This window comes from Ancylomarina sp. YFZ004, from assembly GCF_054254355.1.
The window spans coordinates 539185-560607 of record NZ_JBTCHQ010000001.1 but is presented as its reverse complement, the minus strand read 5'-3'; the positions used below and the strand labels follow the sequence as shown (position 1 = coordinate 560607).

Here is a 21423-nt window from a genome sequence, read left to right as displayed (position 1 = left end):
ACAAAATAAAATGATGAAGAAAATTTTCTTTTTGTGCCTAATTGCATTATTAACAGCTTGTGCTACGGTGCCAATTACAGGGAGAAGACAAATGAGCTTGTTTCCCGAAAGTCAGATGATTGCAACGAGTTTAACTCAGTATGATACCTTTCTTAAGGATAATAAGTTGTCAAGTAATAAAGAGCAGTCGGAGATGGTGAAGCGAGTAGGAAAGCGAATTGCCGATGTTGTTGAAATCTTTATGAAAGATAACGGAATGGCTGATCGAGTAGCAGGTTTTGCCTGGGAATTTAATTTGGTTGAGGACGATACACCTAATGCTTGGTGTATGCCAGGAGGTAAGGTTGTTTTTTATACAGGTATTCTGCCTTTTACTCAAACCGAAGCAGGCTTGGCAGTTGTGATGGGACACGAAATTGCACATGCCATTGCTCGTCATGGTAATGAGAGAATGAGTCAGCAGATGGGGATTCAGGCTTTAGGAACGGGCTTAAATGTGTTGTTAAACGAAAAGCCAGCCCAAACGAAACAAGTGTGGATGACTGCTTTTGGAGCGGGTTCAAATGTTCTTGTAACACTGCCTTTTTCAAGATCACATGAGACTGAAGCTGATAAAATGGGCTTGATTTTTATGGCCATGGCTGGATATGATCCTGCTGTTGCTGTAGACTTCTGGAAGCGTATGGGCGAGATTGGTGGACAAAAGCCACCCGAGTTTTTATCAACTCACCCAGCTGATGATACTCGAGTTCAAAACTTACAGGCTTTTTTACCAGAGGCAATGAAATATTATAAAAAGTAGAAAACGAAATTTTAGAATAATAAGAGAAGAGGTGCACATTGTGTACCTCTTTTTTTTACTGTTGTAATGAAAATTATGTAATGAATATTTATTATCTTCGCGGCCTGTTTTGAGTGTTGATATAAGTTTCCTGAATCATGAATATGATTTGAAGCTTTTATTTTTAAGATTATTGTTAGTTTGTGTTATTCACCTCCTTTTTAGGAGTTAAGCCTATATCAAAAGATGATGAGAAAAAATGTAAGAAAAGCAGTTCTGAGTTCAGTAAAAGTAGTCGTGTGTATTCTTTTTTTAGTACAAAGTGCACAGAGTGAGACGATAAGTAAAACTTCTAAATATACTACTTTGTCAGTGGTAGAAGTTAAAAATGAAATGGCATTTGAAACCAAAAAAGATATTTTGTCTGATACACTTAGTGCTGTCAAATCAATTAAGAAGATATCTGATGCTACAAAGCAAGTACAATTAGTTGGTGACGAATCGGTTCTGGATACTGATAAAAAGCTGAAGACTCTTTCTGAAAAGACAGATAGGCTTAATGAAAAGGTAAAGATTCTTTTGGAAAGGGTAGAGGCTATTTTAGGAAAAGTGAAGGCTGAGGCTCCTAGTCAGGAAGTGGAGCTTATTCAAGTCGAAGAATTGCCGAATTCAGACAACGAAATGAAGACACTGCTAGATGAGGACTTGGCTTTTAAATACCCAAGTCATGTTGTAGCTGGTGGAATTTCAACTTGTAAAGATTGGACTGGTTCTGGCTTACAGGGTAGTTACGCATATCGTCTTAACAATTATTTCTCCTTGGGATTACAAGTGAATGCCTCTTTTAATGATGGCAAATATAGTGGAGACCGTAGCCTTTATGCGGGAGTTCGTGCCAATTTTCACATTCTGCCTTTGTTGGTTAAGAGTTCTAACTTTGATTTGTACGCAGGAGGTACCCTAGGTGCTGGTTTTGATCATGATGATATGACACTTGAAGGAATGGGGTATATGGGAGTTTCCTACGATTTCAGTAAATCTTTGGGCGTTTTTGCCGAAGCTGGAAATATTGGAGTTTTGGGTCTGAGATTTAAATTTTAATGCCCTCTATCTATTGTCGTTTTGCCAAACATTAAGGGGATTGTAATGAATTTTAAAGAAAGTTAATTTATTAATTTAGGTAAAATTTAGCTTAAAAGAGATGCTTTAATGAGCATCTCTTTTTTCTTGTCAGTATTTCCGAATTTTATACATTTGATGCGTATTGAAATTGAAATTTTCAGTTTCAATCTAAAATTTTTTTGAGAAGAAAATAAGGATAATTAATTACACAATATAATATGCAAAACATACAGCCTGCAGACTTTTACAATGCTAATGTTTCGAAGTTTAATTCAAGAATAAAGAAGATAAAAAAGCAAATTTTCTTTTTATCACTGTTTAGGCTTTTCAGCTTTGTGACTTTTGTCGCTTTTATCGCTCTTTATATTTTTCATAAGCAGACTAATCTGTTTCTAGCTGTATCATTCATAGCTTTCGTATCTTTTTTGTATGTGGTTCAGCGCGATTTAAGGCTTGCGGCAGAATCTAAGCTGCTTGCAAATAAATTACGCTTAAATCAGAACGAAATCAAATTTTTAAATTATGAATTTGATCAGCAGCAAACAGGTTCCAACTATGCCAACTTAAACCCACACCTCGCTGCCGATTTCGATTTGTTTGGGGCAGGATCTCTCTATCAATATCTAAATCGATGTTTCACAAAAATTGGGAAAGATCGATTTGCAAACAGTCTTTGTCAGTCTGAATTAGATGAGGATGTGATTATCAAGAAGCAAGAGGCTATCAAGGAATTGTGTGAGAAGAATAAATTTGTACAGAACTTTCAGGCACATGCTATGCTCATTTCCGAAACGGGAAAGGAGTTATCTAACTTACAAGCATGGCTGGACGAACCCGTAGCTAAATTGAGGTTTTTGCAGATTTCGTCTATTATCTGTCCGCTGATTAGTTTGTCATGGTTGGCAGCTGTAGCCTTTGGACCATTTACTCTCGGTTCTCTTTTGTTGCCCATATTGATAAATATGTTGATAGTCGGTGCAAATAAGAAGCTTATCAATGATTCACACGCTCATCTAGGAAAGTCATCCTCTGTATTGAAAAAATACACCGCTCTAATTAAATTAACAGAGAGCGAAAGTTTTGAATCACCCTATTTAAATGCGATCAAGAAGAAGCTTTCAGATCAGGATACTAAGGCCAGCCTTGTTTTGAAATCCCTGTTTAATTTGTTGAATACTTTCGATTTGCGTTACAATTGGGTTGTTTCGCTAACACTAAATGCCTTATTTCTTTTCGATGTTCAAATTCTATTTCGTTTGATTAAATGGAAGGAGTTGCATAAAGAAAGCATTCCAACTTGGTTTCCTGTTTTATCAGAGCTTGAGCCTTTGATGTCTTATGCCGTATTTGCTTATAACAATCAATCCCAAATCACTTACCCTCAAATATCAAACGAGGACTTTAGCTTTCGTGCTAATGAAATTGGGCACCCTCTTTTGGCTTCATCACTTAGAGTAAATAATACCATAAATATTAAGAATACACCTTGCGTGAATATTATTACTGGAGCCAATATGGCTGGTAAAAGTACTTTTTTACGCACCATGACCGTGAACCTGATACTTGCTATGAACGGCGCACCCGTTTGTGCAAAAAAACTTGTGTTTAGTCCCTGCGAAATTATGTCGAGCATTAAGATTCAAGATTCCTTGTCGAATAATGAATCCTACTTTTATGCCGAGTTGTTAAGGATCAAAGAGATTATCTCTCATGTAGAAAAGCAACCCAGAACACTGGTCATTCTCGATGAAATTCTACGTGGAACAAACACAAAAGACAAGCAGTTGGGATCACTTGGTTTATTGGAAAAGCTCATCAGTCTGAATGCTGTGGTGATGATTGCCACCCACGATTTACTTATCGGTAAATTAGAAGACAAATACCCACTCTGTGTTACAAATAACTGTTTCGAAGTGGAGCTTACCGATGATCAACTAATCTTCGATTACAAATTAAAGCAAGGCATCAGCCAAAAACTAAACGCTTCCTTCCTGATGAAGAAGATGGGGATTATGGATTAAGTTTGGTCTTTATGATTCCAAACTTCTTCAGGAATTTCATCATCATCTTCCCAAATAATTTTTGGTTTTTGAGGGCCTTCTTTTCTAAAAGCAATTGCGTAAATTAGACCTGAACAAGCTCCGAATAAATGCCCTTCCCAGGAAACATCTTTAAGAACGGGGAAAATACCCCAAAATAAACCGCCATATAGAAAGGCTACTATGAATGAAATGGCTATTAATTTGTAATAGTTTCGAAACAGACCGCTGAAAAATAGAAAAGAGGCAAATGCATAAACCAAGCCACTTGCACCAATATGCCAGGCTTCACGACCACCTAGCCACAACAAAATATTGGTTGTGAATAAGCAATAAAGAACAATACGAAAGGCCAGTTGTCTGTAGAAATAGAAGATCCCCCAGCTTAAGGCAAATATGGGGATCGTATTGGCTATTAAATGTTCAAAATCACCATGTATAAAGGGTGAGGTAATAATTCCTATTAGGCCTTTGCTTTGCAAAGGAAATATTCCCAATTGGTAGAAATTTACATCAAGTCCCCATTCAAAGAGTTTTAGAAACCAAGCAATACAAATAAAGGCAATAGGGAATATAAGAGATTGTTTCGATCTAATCTCTTGAAGGTTTTTGTTGTATGGTTCTTCCTTATTCAAAAGTCTCCGTTTCGGTGAAATCGATTATTGTTTCAGCCGTGTTCTTCGAGATTTCATTTACCTGGCCATCTTTACATTCAATAACACGCGCAGGAAATCTTGCCAGTAAATCATGCTGATGCGTTGCCATGATAATTGTTTTTCCACTTTTGCTGATGTCATGAAGCAGTTTAACTAAATCATCTGAGGTTTCTGGATCTAAATTTCCGGTTGGTTCATCAGCTAAGATAATATCAGGAGAATTTAATAGAGCTCTTGCAATAACAATACGTTGTTGCTCTCCACCAGATAGCTCATGTGGCATTTTGTAGCCCTTATTATTCATCTTTACCTTCTCAAGAACTTCAGAGATACGAGATTTTATATCACTTGAATTTTTCCAACCTGTTGCCTTTAATACAAAATGAAGATTTTCTTCAATGTTTCTATCAGTAAGCAATTGAAAATCTTGAAAAACAATGCCAATTTTTCTTCTTAGAAATGGCACTTGTTTATTCTTTATAATAGATAAGTAGTAGCCTACAACTTTGCCTGAGCCTTCCTTTAAAGGTAGGTCAGCGTATAAGGTTTTTAAAAGGCTACTTTTTCCGCTCCCAACACGACCAATAAGATAGACAAATTCTCCCTTTTCAATATTTAAATCCACATCTTTCAAAATGATATTATCAGATTGACGAATAGTAGCGTTATTTAGTTTTATAATAGAAGTTTCAGACATAGTTCTTACTCTTGTTGAGATATGTTTAGACTTTAATAGAATATCAAAGCCACTGTTATACAAATCTAGAAAAATAATTGGCATGGCCTTTCTTCCCTTCCAAAATTATACAATTCCCTTAACAATTATTCATAATTGAGCAATTTCTGCTATATTTTAGCGTTCTTAAAGCAAGGGTGAGAATTTTATTAAAATAGAGCTTTTTCTATGAGAGCTGCTATCTGTTTTTGTATCTTTAAGCACTTTTTTTAAAGCTAATTTCAATCACATATGATAATTGACAATATGCGCCTTAGATTTCTACTTTCCATCATTTTGATATTCACATTAAGTCTTTCTTTTAAAAGTTCATTTGCACAAACAACTGCTGCGAGTCAAACTTTTTCTGACAATTGGAAGAAAGGGCATGATCTGTTTAAAAGACAGGATTATGGTGGTGCGCGCTCTTGTTTTCAGCTAGTGGCAGAGAAGGAAAATGATTTTTCGGATAGAAAAATTGAAGCTGAATTTTATTTGGCGTATTGTGCCATTGAACTCTCACGACCAGAAGCCGAGAAAAAAATGCTGAATTTCCTGGATAGATACCCTGGAAGCGTATTTGTCCATCAAGCCTATTTTCAGTTAGCAAAACAAAAATATAATCAAAAGAGATACAAGAAAGCTCTTGGATGGTTGGAGAGAACAGATGCTTATCAGGTAGGAAACGATCATAAAGATGAATTTTTGTTTATAAAAGGCTATTCTTATTTTAAAACAGATAATGCGGCGCAAGCAGGGAAATGTTTTTTCGATCTTATCGATAAAAAGAGCGAATACCAATTGCCTGCTAATTATTACTACGCACATATTGCTTACGAAAAAGGAAATTATCAAACGGCATTAAATGCCTTTGATAGGCTAAATGATGACGATAGATATGCTCCATTGATACCTTATTATATTACTCAGATTTATTACTTGCAAGAGAAGTATGATAAGTTGATTGCTTATGCACCCGAGTTTATTAAAAGAGCTGATGTTGAAAGAGTTCCTGAGATTGCGAAGATGATCGGTTTAGCTTATTATAACCAAAAAAAATATGCTGATGCTATTCCATATTTAATTCAGGATAAAGCCAATCTAATAAGAGAAGAAATATTTGCTTTAGCATTTTCATATTATCAAGAAGAAGATTTTAAAAATGCCAGTCAGTTATTCTCTAAAGTTAAAGCTAAGGACGATGTCATCTCGCAAGTCTCAAGTTATAACTTAGCTGATTGTTTTTTGAAAATTGGTGAAAAGGAAGAAGCCAAAAATGCATTCGAAAAGGCATCTAAAATGGATGCTGATGAAGATATAAAGAAAAGTGCACTCTTCAACTTTGCTAAGATAAGTTATGAACTATCTTATTCTAAAGTGAACGAAACGATAAGTGCTTTTGATGATTATTTAATTCTATATCCCAATTCTGATGAGAATGATGAGGCTTATGATTTCTTGGTAAATATATATATGACAACTAAGAGCTACAAGCAAGCTTTGGTTTCAATGGATAAGATAAAAGATAAATCTCCACGTATAAAGGAAGCTTACCAACGTGTTTCTTATTTTCATGCTTTAGAGCTATTTAAAAAATCACAATATAAAGCATCTCTTCTGTATCTGGATAAGTCTTTAACTTATAAAATATACAATAGAGATATAGCTGCTAACTGCTTATATTGGAAAGCAGAAGCTTATTATAGAGCTAACGAATTTATTGTAGCCATCAAAAATTACCAAGAATTTATATTAACGCCAGGGGTGGGAAACTCAAAATACTTTGGTACTGCCTATTACAATTTAGGCTATTGTGAGTTTGAATTGGATGCCTATGCCAAAGCCATTAAATGGTTTCGTAAATATGAACAGTTGAGGAAAGGAAAATCATCAGAATATTTAACTGATGTACAGAATAGAATAGGGGATTGTTATTTCTTAGATAGGAATTATGAAGAAGCATCGGCGTATTATTCCAAAGCTGCTTCAGCTAAAAACTGGTCTACAGATTACGCCGTATATCAGAATGCTCTTTCTCAAGGCTTGTCTGGACAATTAAATGAGAAGATTGCTCTTTTGAAAAACTTCTCACAAAAATTTCCTCAGTCAGACTATAAGGATGATGCCCTATTTGAATTAGCTAAAGCCAGGACTAAAAAAGGAAATGAAGGGGCAGCGCTGACAATTTATAACAGTTTAATTACAGATTATCCGCAGAGTGAATTTGCTGCAAAATCATTATTGCAATTAGGACAGCTGAATTATAATAAGAAGGCTTATACAGAAGCTATTAAGAATTACAAGCAGGTTATTTTGGAATATGCAGATAGTAGCGAAGCCAAAAGTGCTCTGATGGGAATGAAGAATGTTTATATTGACATGAACAATGTTCAAGCTTATTTTGCTTTCACAGAATCATTAGGAACCGGGTATGCTGTTGATTTATCAGAGAAGGATTCTCTTACTTATTTGTCAGCAGAACGTTTATATATGGATGGAGAGAATGAAAAATCGACACAAGCTTTTTCAGAATATCTTAAGGTGTTTCCTCAAGGTATGTTTAGAATAAATGCTGCCTATTATAAAGGAGAAGCAGCTTTTAATCGTCAGGATAATCCAGAAGCATTAGTGGCGTTTGAGATGGTTCTCGAAAGCGGGGATAATCTATTCACAGAAAAAGCCTTATTAGGTGCATCACAACTGTGTTTTAAGCAAAATGAATATTTAAAAGCTCAGGAGTATTTTCTATTGCTTAAGGAAAAGACTGAGGGATCTGAGACGAAACTAGTCGCTGATTGGGGTTTGTTTAGATGTTATCATGAGTTGAAAGAATATTCAGATTTGATTAAGCTTTCAAAGATCTTGCTTCTGTCTTCTAAAACTAATAATGGGGAAAAGAAAGAGGTTTTGTATAAGCGATCTAAAGCCTATTTAGCATTAAAGAATGATGCATTGGCAATAATAGACTTACAAGAGTTGGCAAAAGAAGTTCAAACTGTTGAAGGTGCTGAATCTCGGTTCTTATTGGCAGAACTCCTTTATAAAACTCAAAAAATAGATGAAGCAGAAAAACGGATCAATGAGTTTATTGAGATGAATTCACCACACCACTACTGGTTAGGTAAAAGTTTTATTTTGCTTTCGGATATTTTTGTCGATAAAAAAGATGTTTTTCAGGCGCGTTATACATTGCAAAGTGTGATTGATAATTATGCGATTAAAGATGATGGAATCATTGATGGAGCGAAGTTAAAGTTAGAACCCATTTTAGAAGACGATAAGATTAAAGAAAAGAATTTGAAGAAAAAATCTGCAACAAGTTCACAAATAAAAACTGAAACAAAATCAACTAATAAAAGACTTAAGAGCAAGAAACAGGTCAAGGTTGATTCTTTATCTACAAATGATGCAAAATCAATTTTAAATGAGATGGTTGGCGAACTTGAAGATTAAGATCTTTATAGAATTATATCTGAAAAAGAAAACACACAACATATGAGAATAAAATTATTATTACTAACCGGTACATTTGCATTAATGTGCCTGTTTGGTCAGGCACAAGAACAACGAGATTTAAAAAAAGAAGTTAAAGTAAGAACCAATTTCAAGCCTAAAATTAAAAAGGCAAAACGTATTGGAGAGATGCCTAGTATCGTTGATACGGTAACTTTTAAAAAGCGATTTGATTATTCAATCAGAAGTAAATCCTTGGATGTGAGTTTTAAGCCAGGGTCGATTAAAGCGGCTAAAATGACAAGTGAACGTTTTAAACAGATTCAGGGACATTCTTTTGATCTAGCTGCTGGGAATTATGCAAGTTTGTTTGCTGACTATCGTTATAATAACCTTCAATCCAAAAAGACAGATTTTGGTGTTCATCTACAACATTATTCTAGCAATGGGAAATTAGAGTTGGAGAATGGGAGTGAGGCGAAACCTGATTGGAAGGAATTCTTGGCAGAAGTCTATGGGAATCATTATTTAGATGATGCAAAACTTAGCTCTCGTATTTTTTTCAAGCATAAGTCATTCAATTATTATGGATCTCCTTTGTCTGATGGAGCGAATAATATATTCAATTATAATGAGCAAAGGTTTAATCATTTGGGACTTAATACAACTTATGAAAGCTTAAACAAAAACGCTAAAGATTTAAACTATAAGCTTGGTGTTGAATTTGAATATTTCACTGATAAATATAATGTGAGTGAAGTGGATATGGGCGTGAATGGTAGTGCTGACTTAAAGGCAGGGGACGGTTTATGGTCTTTAGAAAGTTCATTAAATTTCATTCAAACCAATAATTTAGTGTATTGGGATTCTGGATTGCAGGATCACAATCTTAGTTCTTCACTATTAATGGTGAATCCATCTTATAACATTAGTTTGGGTGGCTTTAATATGAGAATTGGTGTAAAAGCTCAAGCTGTATTAGGGAATGATTCTGACTTTAAGCTTTATCCTGATTTTAAAGTTAATCTTGTATTGGTTGATCGAATTTTGGATATGTTTGCTGGTTTAGACGGTAATTTGGACTTGAATACGCTTCGTTCTATTTCTGAAGCGAACCCATTTGTACAGTCTGGTCTCGATGTTGAAAATACAAGTACTAATTATCGAGTTTATGGTGGTTTTAAAAGTAAACTATCTGCTAAATCAAGTGCTTTATTTTCTATGGAATATTCGAATATAGATAAGCAATATTTTTTCTCAATGGCGAATATTGCTGTTTCACCACAGGGGGAATTACCAAGTCAATCATACTACTCAAATAAATATGCAGTTGTTTACGACGATTTGTATAAAATAAGTTTTACTGGAGAATTAGATTTACAGCTTAATAAGGAGCTTAATCTTTATGCCTTGGCAAAATACACACATTACTCATTAGATGGCTTAGAAGAGCCTTGGCATATGCCTAATTTCGAAATGGAGACAAGAGCAAGCTATCGTTTTACGGATCAATGGTTGTTTAATGCTCGATTGATGTTTATAGGAGAAAGATCTGTAATGACTAATGAGAATGCCGCTCAACTCGATGCCTTGGCTGATTTTGGATTAGGTGCCGAATATGAATGGAACGATGTTTTATCGCTTTATGCTAATGTGAACAATATTTTTGATGCTGAAACATATTTATGGCATAGCTACCCAAGTCAAGGCATTAATGGTATGATTGGTTTAAAATTGGTGTTTTAAAATTGAGAGTTTTGTATTTCATTTTAGTGAGATACAAATATTAGATATTTGAATTACAAGAATAAGGGTTTGAGTTAATATTCTCTGTTGAGATTAAAACTTGAACCCTTATTTTATGCCAAATAAATCATTCGTAAAAAACTCCATTTTTACTTGCTATTTTATTGCAATAAGGTGAGCAGAATTCATCATTTTTATTATCTTTGTTTATCTCAATAGAATTTAACTTGGGTTGACGTAATGTGCTGATTAACAGAAAAATTAATCGTTTTTAATTTTGATATTCATCTCCATTGTAACCTGATCTAGTTTGAGATCAAACATCGAATGTTTAGAATCTGTAAACGAGATTCTTTTTTTTTGAAAAAGAATGTTCTTTTTCAGACTTCTTCAAAATAATACTAAAGATCTGATAAATGAGTGATTTAGAAAATGTGAATAAAGGAAATGCCGACTATTCAGCAAATAGTATTCAGGTATTAGAAGGTTTAGAAGCGGTTCGTAAGCGTCCTTCAATGTATATTGGTGATGTTAATGTAAAAGGTTTACACCACTTGGTTTATGAGGTTGTCGATAACTCTATCGATGAGGCTATGGGTGGTTTTTGTAACAATATTGAGGTTTTCATTAATGAAGACAACTCTGTTACAGTAAAGGATGATGGACGTGGTATTCCTACTGAACTTCATGAGAAAGAGGGTAAGTCAGCCTTAGAGGTTGTTATGACTGTTTTGCACGCTGGTGGTAAGTTTGATAAAGATTCTTATAAAGTTTCTGGTGGACTACACGGTGTGGGTGTCTCTTGTGTAAATGCTTTATCTATTTTATTACAAGCTGAGATTCATCGAGATGGAAAAATCTATTTACAAGAATATTCAAAAGGAAAGCCACTTGCGGATGTAAAAGTAATTGGAGAATCGGATCATACAGGAACTAATATTACGTTCAGACCAGATGATTCTATCTTTTTAGTAACAGAGTATAAATATGATATTTTAGCAGCTCGTTTACGAGAGTTGGCTTTCTTGAATAGAGGAATTACACTTGAGCTTACTGATAAAAGAGATGTTCAAGAGGACGGTTCTTTTAGAAGTGAATCTTTTCACTCAGAAGAAGGTTTAAAAGAATTTGTTCAGTATTTAGATGGTACACGTGAACGTCTTATTGAAGATACGATTCATGTTTCAATTGATAAAAATGAGGTGCCTGTTGAGATTGCTTTGCAATACAACACGTCATTCTCTGAGAATATACATTCGTATGTGAATAATATCAATACGATTGAGGGGGGAACTCACCTAACAGGTTTCCGTAGAGGTTTAACCAGAACTCTAAAATCTTTTGCTGATAAATCAGGTATGTTATCAAAGCTTAAGTTTGATATTGCTGGTGATGACTTCCGTGAAGGTTTAACAGCTGTAGTATCAGTAAAAGTTGCAGAACCTCAGTTCGAAGGTCAAACTAAAACAAAATTAGGTAACTCAGAAGTTAGCCTTGCTGTTGATAAGGCTGTAAGTACAATGTTAGCTAACTATTTGGAGGAACACCCAAAGGATGCTAAAACCATCGTACAGAAGGTTATTTTGGCTGCTACTGCTCGTCATGCAGCTCGTAAGGCAAGAGAACTTGTGCAGCGTAAAACGATTTTAGGAGGTTCTGGTCTGCCAGGAAAATTATCTGACTGTTCTGATAAAGATCCTTCAAAGTGTGAAGTATTCCTTGTCGAGGGAGATTCGGCGGGTGGAACTGCTAAGCAAGGTCGTGATAGAAAATTCCAAGCTATTCTACCACTTAAGGGTAAGATCTTAAATGTGGAGAAGGCGATGCAACATAAGGTCTTTGAAAGTGAAGAGATCAAGAATATTTTCACAGCACTAGGCGTAACTATCGGTACTGATGAAGATAGTAAGGCTGCTAATATGGAAAAGTTGAGATACCATAAGATTGTAATCATGTGTGATGCCGACGTCGACGGTAGCCATATTGCAACGCTTATTATGACCTTCTTTTTCCGTTACATGAAATCATTAATTGAAAATGGTTACTTGTATATCGCGACACCACCTTTGTATTTGGTTAAAAAAGGAAAGAATCAGCAGTATTGCTGGAACGAAGATCAGCGTCTAAGATTAATTGATGAATGGGCTGGTGGAAAAGAAAGTTCAATGCACATTCAACGTTACAAAGGTCTTGGAGAGATGAGTGCTGAGCAGTTGTGGGAAACTACAATGAATCCAGAAGCAAGAACATTGCGTCAGGTTACAATTGAAGATGGTGTTGAAACGGATCGTGTATTCTCAATGTTGATGGGTGATGAAGTACCACCTCGTCGTGAGTTTATCGAACAGAACGCAACTTATGCCAATATCGATGCTTAATTGTTGCATCTAATAATAAAGAATTCTATTTGAGTTTTTATATAATGGCCCTTGTGACTCGTTCACGAGGGCTTTTTGTTTAAAGAAAAAACGACTATGAATAAAAATATATGTGTCTTTTGCTCATCGAGTGATTACTTGGCAGAAAAATATTATGAAGCTGCTAGAGTTCTTGGCACTGCGATTGGCTCCTCGGGGAATCATATTGTATATGGAGGAACAAGTGTTGGTTTAATGCACGCATCTGCTTTCGCTACAAAACAGTCAGGAGGTAAAGTAATTGGTGTGATACCTGAATTGATTCAATCAAAAGGTCTAGCTTCTGATTATGCAGATGAGTTAATAGTGACTTCAGATATGAAGGAACGAAAAGAGGTGATTCGTGAAAGGTCGGACGCTTTTATTGCTCTTCCAGGTAGCTTTGGTACCCTTGAGGAGATTATGGAGGTGATTACCCTAAAGCAATTAGGCTATCATTCTAAAGCGATCGTGTTTGTTGATGTGGATGGCTTTTATTCAGCTTTAAAAGCTCAATTCGATATGCAATATCAAGAGAGTTTTGCCAATGAATCGTTCCGTAAGATGTATGTTTTTGTAAATAATGCAGATGAAGCATTAGAGTATATTAACAACTATACCGTGGTAGATCAGCTTGCAAAATGGGACTAGATTCAAGTGATGCTATATATGGCGAGCCTTCAGTTTTTTAAGAAATGAAGGCTCGTTTTTTTTTTGCAATTTTCCTTTTAAATATCAAGCTTACCATCGAAAACAAAGGTAGCTGGTCCTTTTAGCCAAATATTCTCAAATTTGTCATTCCCTTTGTGATCAAAGAAAACTTCTAAGTTTCCTCCTTTGGTTTTAACAAAGAAATGATTGCTTTCAGTATTGAATTGCTGTTTTGCAGAAATACATGATGCAACAACACCTGTTCCACAAGAATATGTTTCGTCTTCTACACCGCGCTCATAGGTGCTAACTTGAATTTGATTATTACTCCCCGAAATGAAGTTAACGTTCGTTCCTTCTTCCTTAAAACGCTGATTATATCGAATCTTTTTCCCTTCAGAATAGGTGTCGAATTTCTCGTGCTTATTGATGAATTTCGTGTAGTGTGGAGAACCCGTGTTTAAGTAGTAGAAATCCTCTCCATTTTCAATCTGATCAACATCTTGCATTTGTAGGCTAATGATAGTTTGCTCGTCCGTGAAACTAGTGTTAGCAAAATGTTCCCCATCAACAGCGATGAAATGTGTTTTGTCTTTTATGATGCCCAGATGATAGGCAAAAGCCACAATACACCGTCCACCATTACCACACATGCTTCCTTCTTTACCGTCTGAGTTAAAATAGCGCATTCTAAAATCGAAACCCTCTTCGTTTTCGAGTAGCATAAGGCCATCGCAGCCAATGCCAAAACGTCTATCGCATAACTTTTTTATAAGATATATATTTTCAGATGGGAATGATTTATCTCTATTATCAATCAGAATGAAGTCATTACCAGTGCCTTGGTATTTTGAGAAACAAATTTGCATTTTTGTGATATGTTAATAAATGTTAACGAAGAGTAGTGGTTTGTTCAAACATGAACTTATAATCTTAAATTAAAGTCAAAAATAGTAATCTTGATTCAAATACGATTATACAATTAGGGATTTTTAAAAATACCTTAGGTTTAATATTGATTTAGTAAAGAGATTAAGCCTAAACTCAATTTTAGGTATCTATATAGAAGGTTGCATTGAAATGGAACAACTGATAAGGCAGATATTTGTTCAGCTTATGTAATTATTGAAATTGATGATAGGAAAACAAGAGTGAAGTCTGTATTAAAGGAAAGAATAAGTTAAATTTTTAGGAGATAAAATAAATATTTTAGTAAAAAGAAAGGGTAAAAAGAAACATTTTGACCTAACTTTACGTAATATGATAGGTGGTACCCAACTTATTAAGGATAATCAGATCTATTTATTGGGCGCGAAATCTCAAAAGATATCAAAAAAAGATAGTTATACTCAAGGGATTTCTAACGGAATGCGAGTGAGTAAATTTGTTGATGGAAAATTGAATCGTGCAGAAATAAAAGAAGGGTGTATCATTATTAATATCAACACTAAACCCATTTCTAGCGAAAATGATATTCGCAAGGTTTTAAGTGAGATAGAGGATGATGGGGTATTAAATTCGGGTGTTTATCCCAATGGGACGCATAAGTATTATGCTTTTTCTTTGGCAGTAAAGTAATGGACTCGAAATCGCAATTTAATAAATAACTTGAATAAAATGCTAATCAATTTTGGCTATAAATTTAAAAAGAGCTAATTTTGCCGAATATTTCGAGTTGAAAAAGGGACTATGAGACAATTAAAGATAACAAAATCAATTACCAATCGCGAAAGTGCTTCTCTTGATAAGTATTTACAAGAGATTGGTAAAGAAGATCTTATTACTGTAGAAGAAGAAGTTGAATTAGCACAACGAATCAAAAAAGGTGATCAAAAAGCCTTGGAGAAGTTAACAAGAGCTAATTTACGTTTTGTTGTTTCTGTAGCTAAACAATATCAGAATCAAGGTTTAAGTCTACCTGACTTGATTAATGAAGGTAACTTAGGTTTGATTAAAGCAGCTGAGAAATTCGACGAGACTCGTGGTTTTAAATTCATTTCTTATGCGGTATGGTGGATTCGTCAATCGATTTTGCAAGCTTTGGCTGAGCAGTCTCGTATTGTTCGTTTGCCATTGAACCAAGTTGGATCTTTGAACAAAATCAATAAAGCTTTTTCTAAATTTGAACAAGAGCACGAGAGAAAACCATCCCCAGAGGAATTGGCTGATACTCTTGAATTGCCAGCTGACAAAGTGGCTGATACATTACGTGTATCGGGACGTCACATTTCAGTAGATGCACCTTTTGTTGATGGAGAAGATAATTCTTTACTTGATGTACTGATTAATGACGACTCACCAGTTGCTGACCGTGCTTTGTTGAACGAATCGCTTACCAGAGAGATCGATCGTGCACTAGCTACGTTAACAGAAAGAGAGAGTGATATTATCAAGTTATTCTTCGGTATCGGTATTCAGGAAATGACTCTTGAAGAGATTGGCGAAAAATTTGGTTTAACGCGTGAGCGTGTTCGTCAGATTAAAGAGAAAGCGATTCGACGTTTAAGACATACTTCAAGATCTAAACTACTTAAAACCTACTTAGGTTAATCGTTTAGAACTGTGAAAAAATAGATTGAGGCTATTGAATTAATTTTCAATAGCCTCTTTGCTATTTAAGAGTTTTGTGATTTTAGCTATGATTTCTCTTTCAAGAGTTTTTCCAACTTGTACATTTCATCACGGAATTGTGCTGCCTGAAGGAAATCAAGCTCTTTTGAAGCTTTTTGCATAGACTTCCTAGTTTTAGCAATGGACTTCTCTAGATTTTCTTTACTCATATATTGAACAACTGGATCAGCTGCAATCTCAATAGTCTCTGGTCCAGAGTATGCGGTAGGACCTGAACTGCCACTTGTGTTCATGATACTGGTCTTGTCTTTAATGATTTGAGTAGGTGTTATGTTATGTTTGGCATTATAGGCCAATTGTTTCTCTCTTCTATAATCGGTCGAATCAATTGTCTCTTTCATCGATTTGGTAATCCTATCAGCATACATGATAACCATACCATTCACATTACGAGCTGCACGGCCAGATGTTTGCACCAAGGCTCTTGTGGAACGAAGGAAACCTTCTTTGTCAGCATCCAATATGGCAACCAATGAAACTTCTGGTAAATCTAGACCTTCTCGTAAAAGATTGACTCCAATTAAAACATCAAAAAGCCCCAGACGCAGATCTTCCATGATTTTGACTCGGTCAAGCGTATCGACATCGGAGTGGATATAACGACAGCGAATATTCAAATCTGCAAAATATTGCGAAAGTTCTTCAGCCATACGTTTGGTTAATGTTGTAACCAAAACACGCTCATCAATTTCACTTCTTTTATGTATTTCTGCAACCAAATCATCAATTTGATTTAAACTTGGGCGCACATCAATTTGTGGGTCGAGAAGTCCTGTAGGACGAATGACTTGTTCAACTACCACGCCTTCCGATTTTTCTAACTCGTAATCGGTAGGAGTAGCACTCACATAAATGGTTTGAGAGGTGAGGGCCTCGAATTCGTCAAATTTTAAGGGTCTGTTATCAAGCGCTGAAGGCAGGCGGAAACCGTAATCAACCAAATTTACTTTTCTGGAATGATCGCCCCCGTACATGGCTTTGACTTGAGAAAGTGTGACATGGCTCTCGTCAATAACCATCAGTAAATCGTCTGGAAAATAGTCGATCAGACAGAAAGGTCGTGAGCCTTGTGATCTGCCATCGAAGTAGCGAGAATAATTTTCAATACCAGAACAGTAACCCAATTCTCGAATCATTTCCAAGTCGAAATTAACTTTATCTTCAACACGTTTGGCTTCAATATGCTTGCCAATGCTTTTCATGTATTCTACATGAGCCACCATATCGTCTTGAATCATCCTAATGGCATTCTGTACTTTATCTTTACTGGTGACAAAAATATTCGCGGGATAAATGGTGATTCTATCGTAGCGATCAATCTTTTTCCCGTTTAAGGGATCGAAGGAGTAGATTTCATCAATTTCATCATCCCAAAAAATAATACGGTAAGCAAAATCAGCATAAGCAGGAAAAATATCGATGGTATCACCTTTAACTCTAAAATTTCCCCGGTTAAATTCGACTTCGTTTCTCGAATACAAGGCATCAACAAAGGAGAGCAGTAGTTTGTTTCTAGAGATGCGTTGACCTTGTTTCAACTCCAAAACATTGGCGTGGAAGTCCTCAGGATTACCAATACCATAAATACAGGAAACGGATGAGACAACAATTACGTCCCTACGTCCCGAGAGTAGGGCAGATGTTGCACTCAATCTCAGTTTTTCAATCTCATCGTTTATGGCAAGATCTTTTTCTATATAAGTATTGGTCGTTGGTAAATAGGCTTCAGGTTGGTAATAGTCGTAGTAACTCACAAAATACTCGACGGCATTATCAGGGAAGAAATTTTTGAATTCACCGTATAATTGAGCCGCCAGGGTTTTGTTGTGGCTTAAAACAAGAGTCGGTCGCTGAACTTCATTTATCACATTGGCGATAGTAAAGGTCTTTCCCGAACCTGTTACTCCCAAAAGAGTTTGGTAGGGATTACCATCATTCAGACCTGCTGTCAGCTGTTTGATGGCTTCAGGTTGATCGCCAGTAGGCTGGAATTTTGAGACAAGTTTGAAATCCATACGAGAATAATTACTTTGTTTGTGCTTGTAAAACTAATAAAAAGAGAGCATATACATGAAATGCATATGCTCTGAAAGATTTTATTGAAACTTAATTTGAAATAATATCAGTCCTTATTTATTTTTTAAGTTTGAAAAAAACAGGAAAGTGATCGCTAAATCCACCATAGTATTTAGGGCCACCGTAGGTTCTACTTGGAGTGTAATCACCTTTTTTGTTCTTATAACAAATGTGTTTATTGCGGTATATTCCACCTGCATTGTGCTGTGTTTCGAAACCTTTAGCTTCACCAAGTAGAGAATTAGAAACAATTAAATTATCTAGCATATTCCAATCGCCTCTATAATTGTACGAACCTTCACCATTAGCTTCAAAGTCATACATCAGATTATATAGTCCCATTGGGTTGGTTGTATTTGTATTATTATCAGCCTTAAGTGTTTCAGTTACTGCTTTATCAGTGGGTTCATCATTAAAATCACCCATGATGATAATTTTAGCAAATGGATTTTTTGCCTGAATACTGTCAACAGCTTTCCTTAATTGCTTGGCTACAAAAATACGATTGGGTTCTGATTTCTCCTGTCCGCCTCGGCGCGAAGGCCAATGATTCACAAAAATGTTTAAAGTATCTTTTCTGCCAACTAAGCCTTGTACGTATAATATATCTCTGGTTTTGTATTCCTTTTTCCAAGGAAATTCAATATTTATTGTTTCGTGCTTTAGGTATTTAAATTCACCTTTTTTGTATATCAATGCACAATCAATTCCTCTTTTATCTGGACTTTCGTTATGCACAATTTGGTATTTACCTTTCTTTAGCCTTTCTTCTTTAATAAGGTCCTCTATGACTTCTTTGTTTTCAATTTCACAAAGACCAATAATTTCAGGTAATACTTCTTTATTAATTGAGCTTAAAACGTAGCTAAGTTTGGAGAGCTTATCATTATATCTTCTAGTATTCCAATTGAGTTTACCCATAGGGGTAAAATCGTTATCTCTTTTGTCAGGGTGGTTGATTGTATCGAAAAGGTTCTCGACATTATAGAATACAACAGTCATTTCTTTTTTCCCTTTTGAAAAAGATGAAAGACAGATGAGAGTAGCGGCAAGCAGTAACAAAGCTTTTTTAAACATGAGCTTATTATTTGAATTTGATTATACCTTTTTGCGGTTTTCTTGTGGATTTATGGTCAGACTTCAAAGCTAATGAAATTATCGATTAGAGGAAAGTTATCTGCATTCCTTGAATCTAAAAGAATAAAACTAACATGACGTTTAAATATAAGAATTTTGAATTTCTTAATGTCTGATAAAGAGAATAAAAGATAAAAAACTCTGAAAAACTTTCATCTTTGTAACATTCGTTACACTTTTTGCTGATATCTTGCCTCATATTTGTGGAGTCGAAAGGGAATAAAGCTGATCAAAGATTACTAGTATTTTCTCTATCAATTTCGTAAATTTAGAACTCTAATAATATCACTATAAAAAATTAAATTATGGCTATGTTTTGTTATCAGTGCCAAGAGGCAGCAAAAGGAACTGGATGTACAGTAGTAGGTGTTTGTGGAAAAACCGATGAGGTTGCAAACATTCAGGATTTATTGATGTACGTAATGAAAGGTATTTCTGTTTTCAGTACTAAAGCTCGTGAAGCTGGCGTTGAAAACGATAAAGTGAATAACTTCATTATGACAGGTTTATTCATGACTATTACAAATGCCAATTTCGACAAAGTGAAATTTGTTGCTGCAATTCGCGAAGGTCTTAAACTACGTGAAGAGATCAAAACTCAAGCTGAAGCTGCTGGTGTTACTTTCGAGAATCTTCACCATTCTGCAACATGGTTTGCTGATGCTGAAAATGATTTTGATGCAAAAGCTCGTTTTATTGGTGTTCTTTCAACTGAAAACGAAGATGTTCGTTCATTAAGAGAATTATTGATTTACGGATTAAAAGGTTATGCTGCTTATGTAGAGCATGCTTATAACTTAGGTATTGAGAAAGCTGAAATGTATGCATTTATGCAGAAAGCTTTACAATCAACAACTAACGATACGTTGAGTTCTGACGAATTAGTTGCTCTTGTTATGGAGTGTGGTGCTAATGGCGTAACTGCAATGGCTATGCTTGACGAAGCAAATACAACTGCTTATGGTAATCCAGAAATTACAGAAGTAAATATAGGTGTAAGCGATAAGCCAGGTATCCTAATTTCAGGTCACGACCTTAAGGATATGGAAGTGTTATTGAAGCAAACTGAAGGAACTGGTGTGGATGTTTACACTCACTCTGAGATGTTACCAGCTAACTACTACCCAGCATTCAAAAAGTACAAGCACTTTGTAGGTAACTACGGAAATGCATGGTGGAAGCAGAACGAAGAGTTCGAAACATTTAACGGACCTATCTTGTTCACAACTAACTGTATTGTTCCTCCAACTGCGAAATCTACATACCAAGATAAAGTATATACTACAGGAGCATCTGGTTTCCCAGGATTCAAGCATATTGATGCTGATGAGAACGGAAAGAAAGACTTCTCTGAAATTATTGAGCAAGCTAAGAAATGTGCTGCTCCAACTGAAATTGAAACCGGAACTATCGTAGGTGGATTTGCTCACAACCAAGTGATGCAATTAGCTGACAAAGTTGTTGATGCTGTAAAAACAGGAGCTATTCGTAAGTTCTTTGTAATGGCAGGTTGCGACGGTCGTATGAAAGGTCGTGATTACTATACTGAATTTGCTGCTGCTTTACCAAAGGACACAGTAATTTTAACTGCAGGTTGTGCTAAGTACCGTTATAACAAGCTTGAGCTTGGTGATATCGGAGGTATTCCAAGAGTACTTGATGCAGGTCAGTGTAATGACTCATATTCATTAGCAGTTATCGCATTGAAATTGAAAGAAGTATTTGAACTAAACGATATCAACGATCTACCAATTGCATACAATATTGCATGGTACGAGCAAAAAGCTGTTATTGTATTATTAGCTCTTCTTTCTTTAGGTGTTAAGAATATTCATCTAGGACCAACATTACCAGCTTTCCTTTCTCCAAATGTAGCTAAGGTATTGATCGATACTTTCGGAATTGCAGGTGTTGGAACTGTTGACGAGGACATGAAATTGTTCCTTAACTAAGAACTGAATTTTTACAACTATACCATAGATACATAGTGGCGATCTAGTCACTATGTATCTTTTACAAG

At 35.4% G+C, this 21423-nt stretch carries 15 protein-coding genes; 10 read left to right on the top strand and 5 right to left on the bottom strand.

Annotated elements, in window-relative coordinates; translation table 11 throughout:
• Positions 1–10: 10 nt before the first annotated feature.
• The 3 genes from ACXR6G_RS02220 (at position 11) to ACXR6G_RS02210 (ending at position 3924) form a co-directional block, all read left to right on the top strand.
• On the top strand, positions 11–802 hold the full coding sequence (locus ACXR6G_RS02220) for a M48 family metallopeptidase (protein WP_458359769.1): 792 nt from the start codon (positions 11–13) through the stop codon (positions 800–802).
• 225 nt (positions 803–1027) lie between these two features.
• Positions 1028–1882, top strand: a complete 855-nt coding sequence (locus ACXR6G_RS02215; RefSeq protein WP_458359768.1) for a hypothetical protein — start codon at positions 1028–1030, stop codon at positions 1880–1882.
• 239 nt (positions 1883–2121) lie between these two features.
• A complete protein-coding gene (locus tag ACXR6G_RS02210; RefSeq protein WP_458359767.1) occupies positions 2122–3924 on the top strand; it encodes a MutS-related protein in 1803 nt (600 codons plus the stop codon).
• Here ACXR6G_RS02210 and ACXR6G_RS02205 read toward each other — a convergent pair.
• Together ACXR6G_RS02205 and ACXR6G_RS02200 are read right to left on the bottom strand one after the other, a co-directional pair.
• A complete protein-coding gene (locus ACXR6G_RS02205; RefSeq protein WP_458359766.1) occupies positions 3921–4577 on the bottom strand; it encodes a rhomboid family intramembrane serine protease in 657 nt (218 codons plus the stop codon). The genes ACXR6G_RS02210 and ACXR6G_RS02205 overlap by 4 nt on opposite strands.
• Complete coding sequence (locus ACXR6G_RS02200) at positions 4570–5379, bottom strand: cell division ATP-binding protein FtsE (RefSeq protein ID WP_458359765.1); 810 nt, start codon at positions 5377–5379, stop codon at positions 4570–4572. Before ACXR6G_RS02200 ends, ACXR6G_RS02205 begins: the two co-directional genes overlap by 8 nt.
• Before the next feature lie 186 nt (positions 5380–5565).
• Here ACXR6G_RS02200 and ACXR6G_RS02195 point away from each other — a divergent pair, with 186 nt between their 5' ends.
• The 4 genes from ACXR6G_RS02195 (at position 5566) to ACXR6G_RS02180 (ending at position 13559) form a co-directional block, all read left to right on the top strand.
• Positions 5566–8766 carry a tetratricopeptide repeat protein gene (locus ACXR6G_RS02195; protein WP_458359764.1) on the top strand — a complete coding sequence of 1067 codons (3201 nt, stop codon included), beginning with the start codon at positions 5566–5568 and terminating at the stop codon, positions 8764–8766.
• Positions 8767–8808: 42 nt separating this feature from the next.
• The gene (locus ACXR6G_RS02190; protein ID WP_458359763.1) at positions 8809–10512 is read left to right on the top strand and encodes a hypothetical protein; all 1704 of its coding nucleotides are present in this window, start codon (positions 8809–8811) and stop codon (positions 10510–10512) included.
• A gap of 416 nt (positions 10513–10928) precedes the next feature.
• On the top strand, positions 10929–12890 hold the full coding sequence (gene gyrB, locus ACXR6G_RS02185) for a DNA topoisomerase (ATP-hydrolyzing) subunit B (protein ID WP_458359762.1): 1962 nt from the start codon (positions 10929–10931) through the stop codon (positions 12888–12890).
• Positions 12891–12986: 96 nt separating this feature from the next.
• On the top strand, positions 12987–13559 hold the full coding sequence (locus ACXR6G_RS02180; protein ID WP_458359761.1) for an LOG family protein: 573 nt from the start codon (positions 12987–12989) through the stop codon (positions 13557–13559).
• A gap of 77 nt (positions 13560–13636) precedes the next feature.
• On the opposite strand, the gene dapF is transcribed toward ACXR6G_RS02180, so the two are convergent.
• Positions 13637–14428 carry a diaminopimelate epimerase gene (dapF, locus tag ACXR6G_RS02175; RefSeq protein ID WP_458359760.1) on the bottom strand — a complete coding sequence of 264 codons (792 nt, stop codon included), beginning with the start codon at positions 14426–14428 and terminating at the stop codon, positions 13637–13639.
• A gap of 391 nt (positions 14429–14819) precedes the next feature.
• Here dapF and ACXR6G_RS02170 point away from each other — a divergent pair, with 391 nt between their 5' ends.
• Positions 14820–15137 (top strand): hypothetical protein, encoded by a 318-nt coding sequence (locus ACXR6G_RS02170; RefSeq protein WP_458359759.1) that lies wholly within the window; start codon positions 14820–14822, stop codon positions 15135–15137.
• 111 nt (positions 15138–15248) lie between these two features.
• Positions 15249–16109 (top strand): sigma-70 family RNA polymerase sigma factor, encoded by an 861-nt coding sequence (locus ACXR6G_RS02165; RefSeq protein WP_458359758.1) that lies wholly within the window; start codon positions 15249–15251, stop codon positions 16107–16109.
• An 86-nt stretch (positions 16110–16195) separates the two neighbouring features.
• Here the strand turns inward: ACXR6G_RS02165 and uvrB are convergent, their stop codons facing one another.
• Entirely contained in the window at positions 16196–18205 is a 2010-nt protein-coding gene (uvrB, locus tag ACXR6G_RS02160) for an excinuclease ABC subunit UvrB (RefSeq protein ID WP_458359757.1), read from the bottom strand.
• Positions 18206–18323: 118 nt separating this feature from the next.
• Positions 18324–19343: an endonuclease/exonuclease/phosphatase family protein gene (locus ACXR6G_RS02155; protein WP_458359756.1), complete on the bottom strand. Its 1020-nt coding sequence runs from the start codon at positions 19341–19343 to the stop codon at positions 18324–18326.
• Between the two features lie 365 nt (positions 19344–19708).
• On the opposite strand from ACXR6G_RS02155, the gene hcp reads away from it, so the two are divergent.
• Positions 19709–21355: a hydroxylamine reductase gene (gene hcp, locus ACXR6G_RS02150; protein ID WP_458359755.1), complete on the top strand. Its 1647-nt coding sequence runs from the start codon at positions 19709–19711 to the stop codon at positions 21353–21355.
• Positions 21356–21423: the final 68 nt, after the last annotated feature.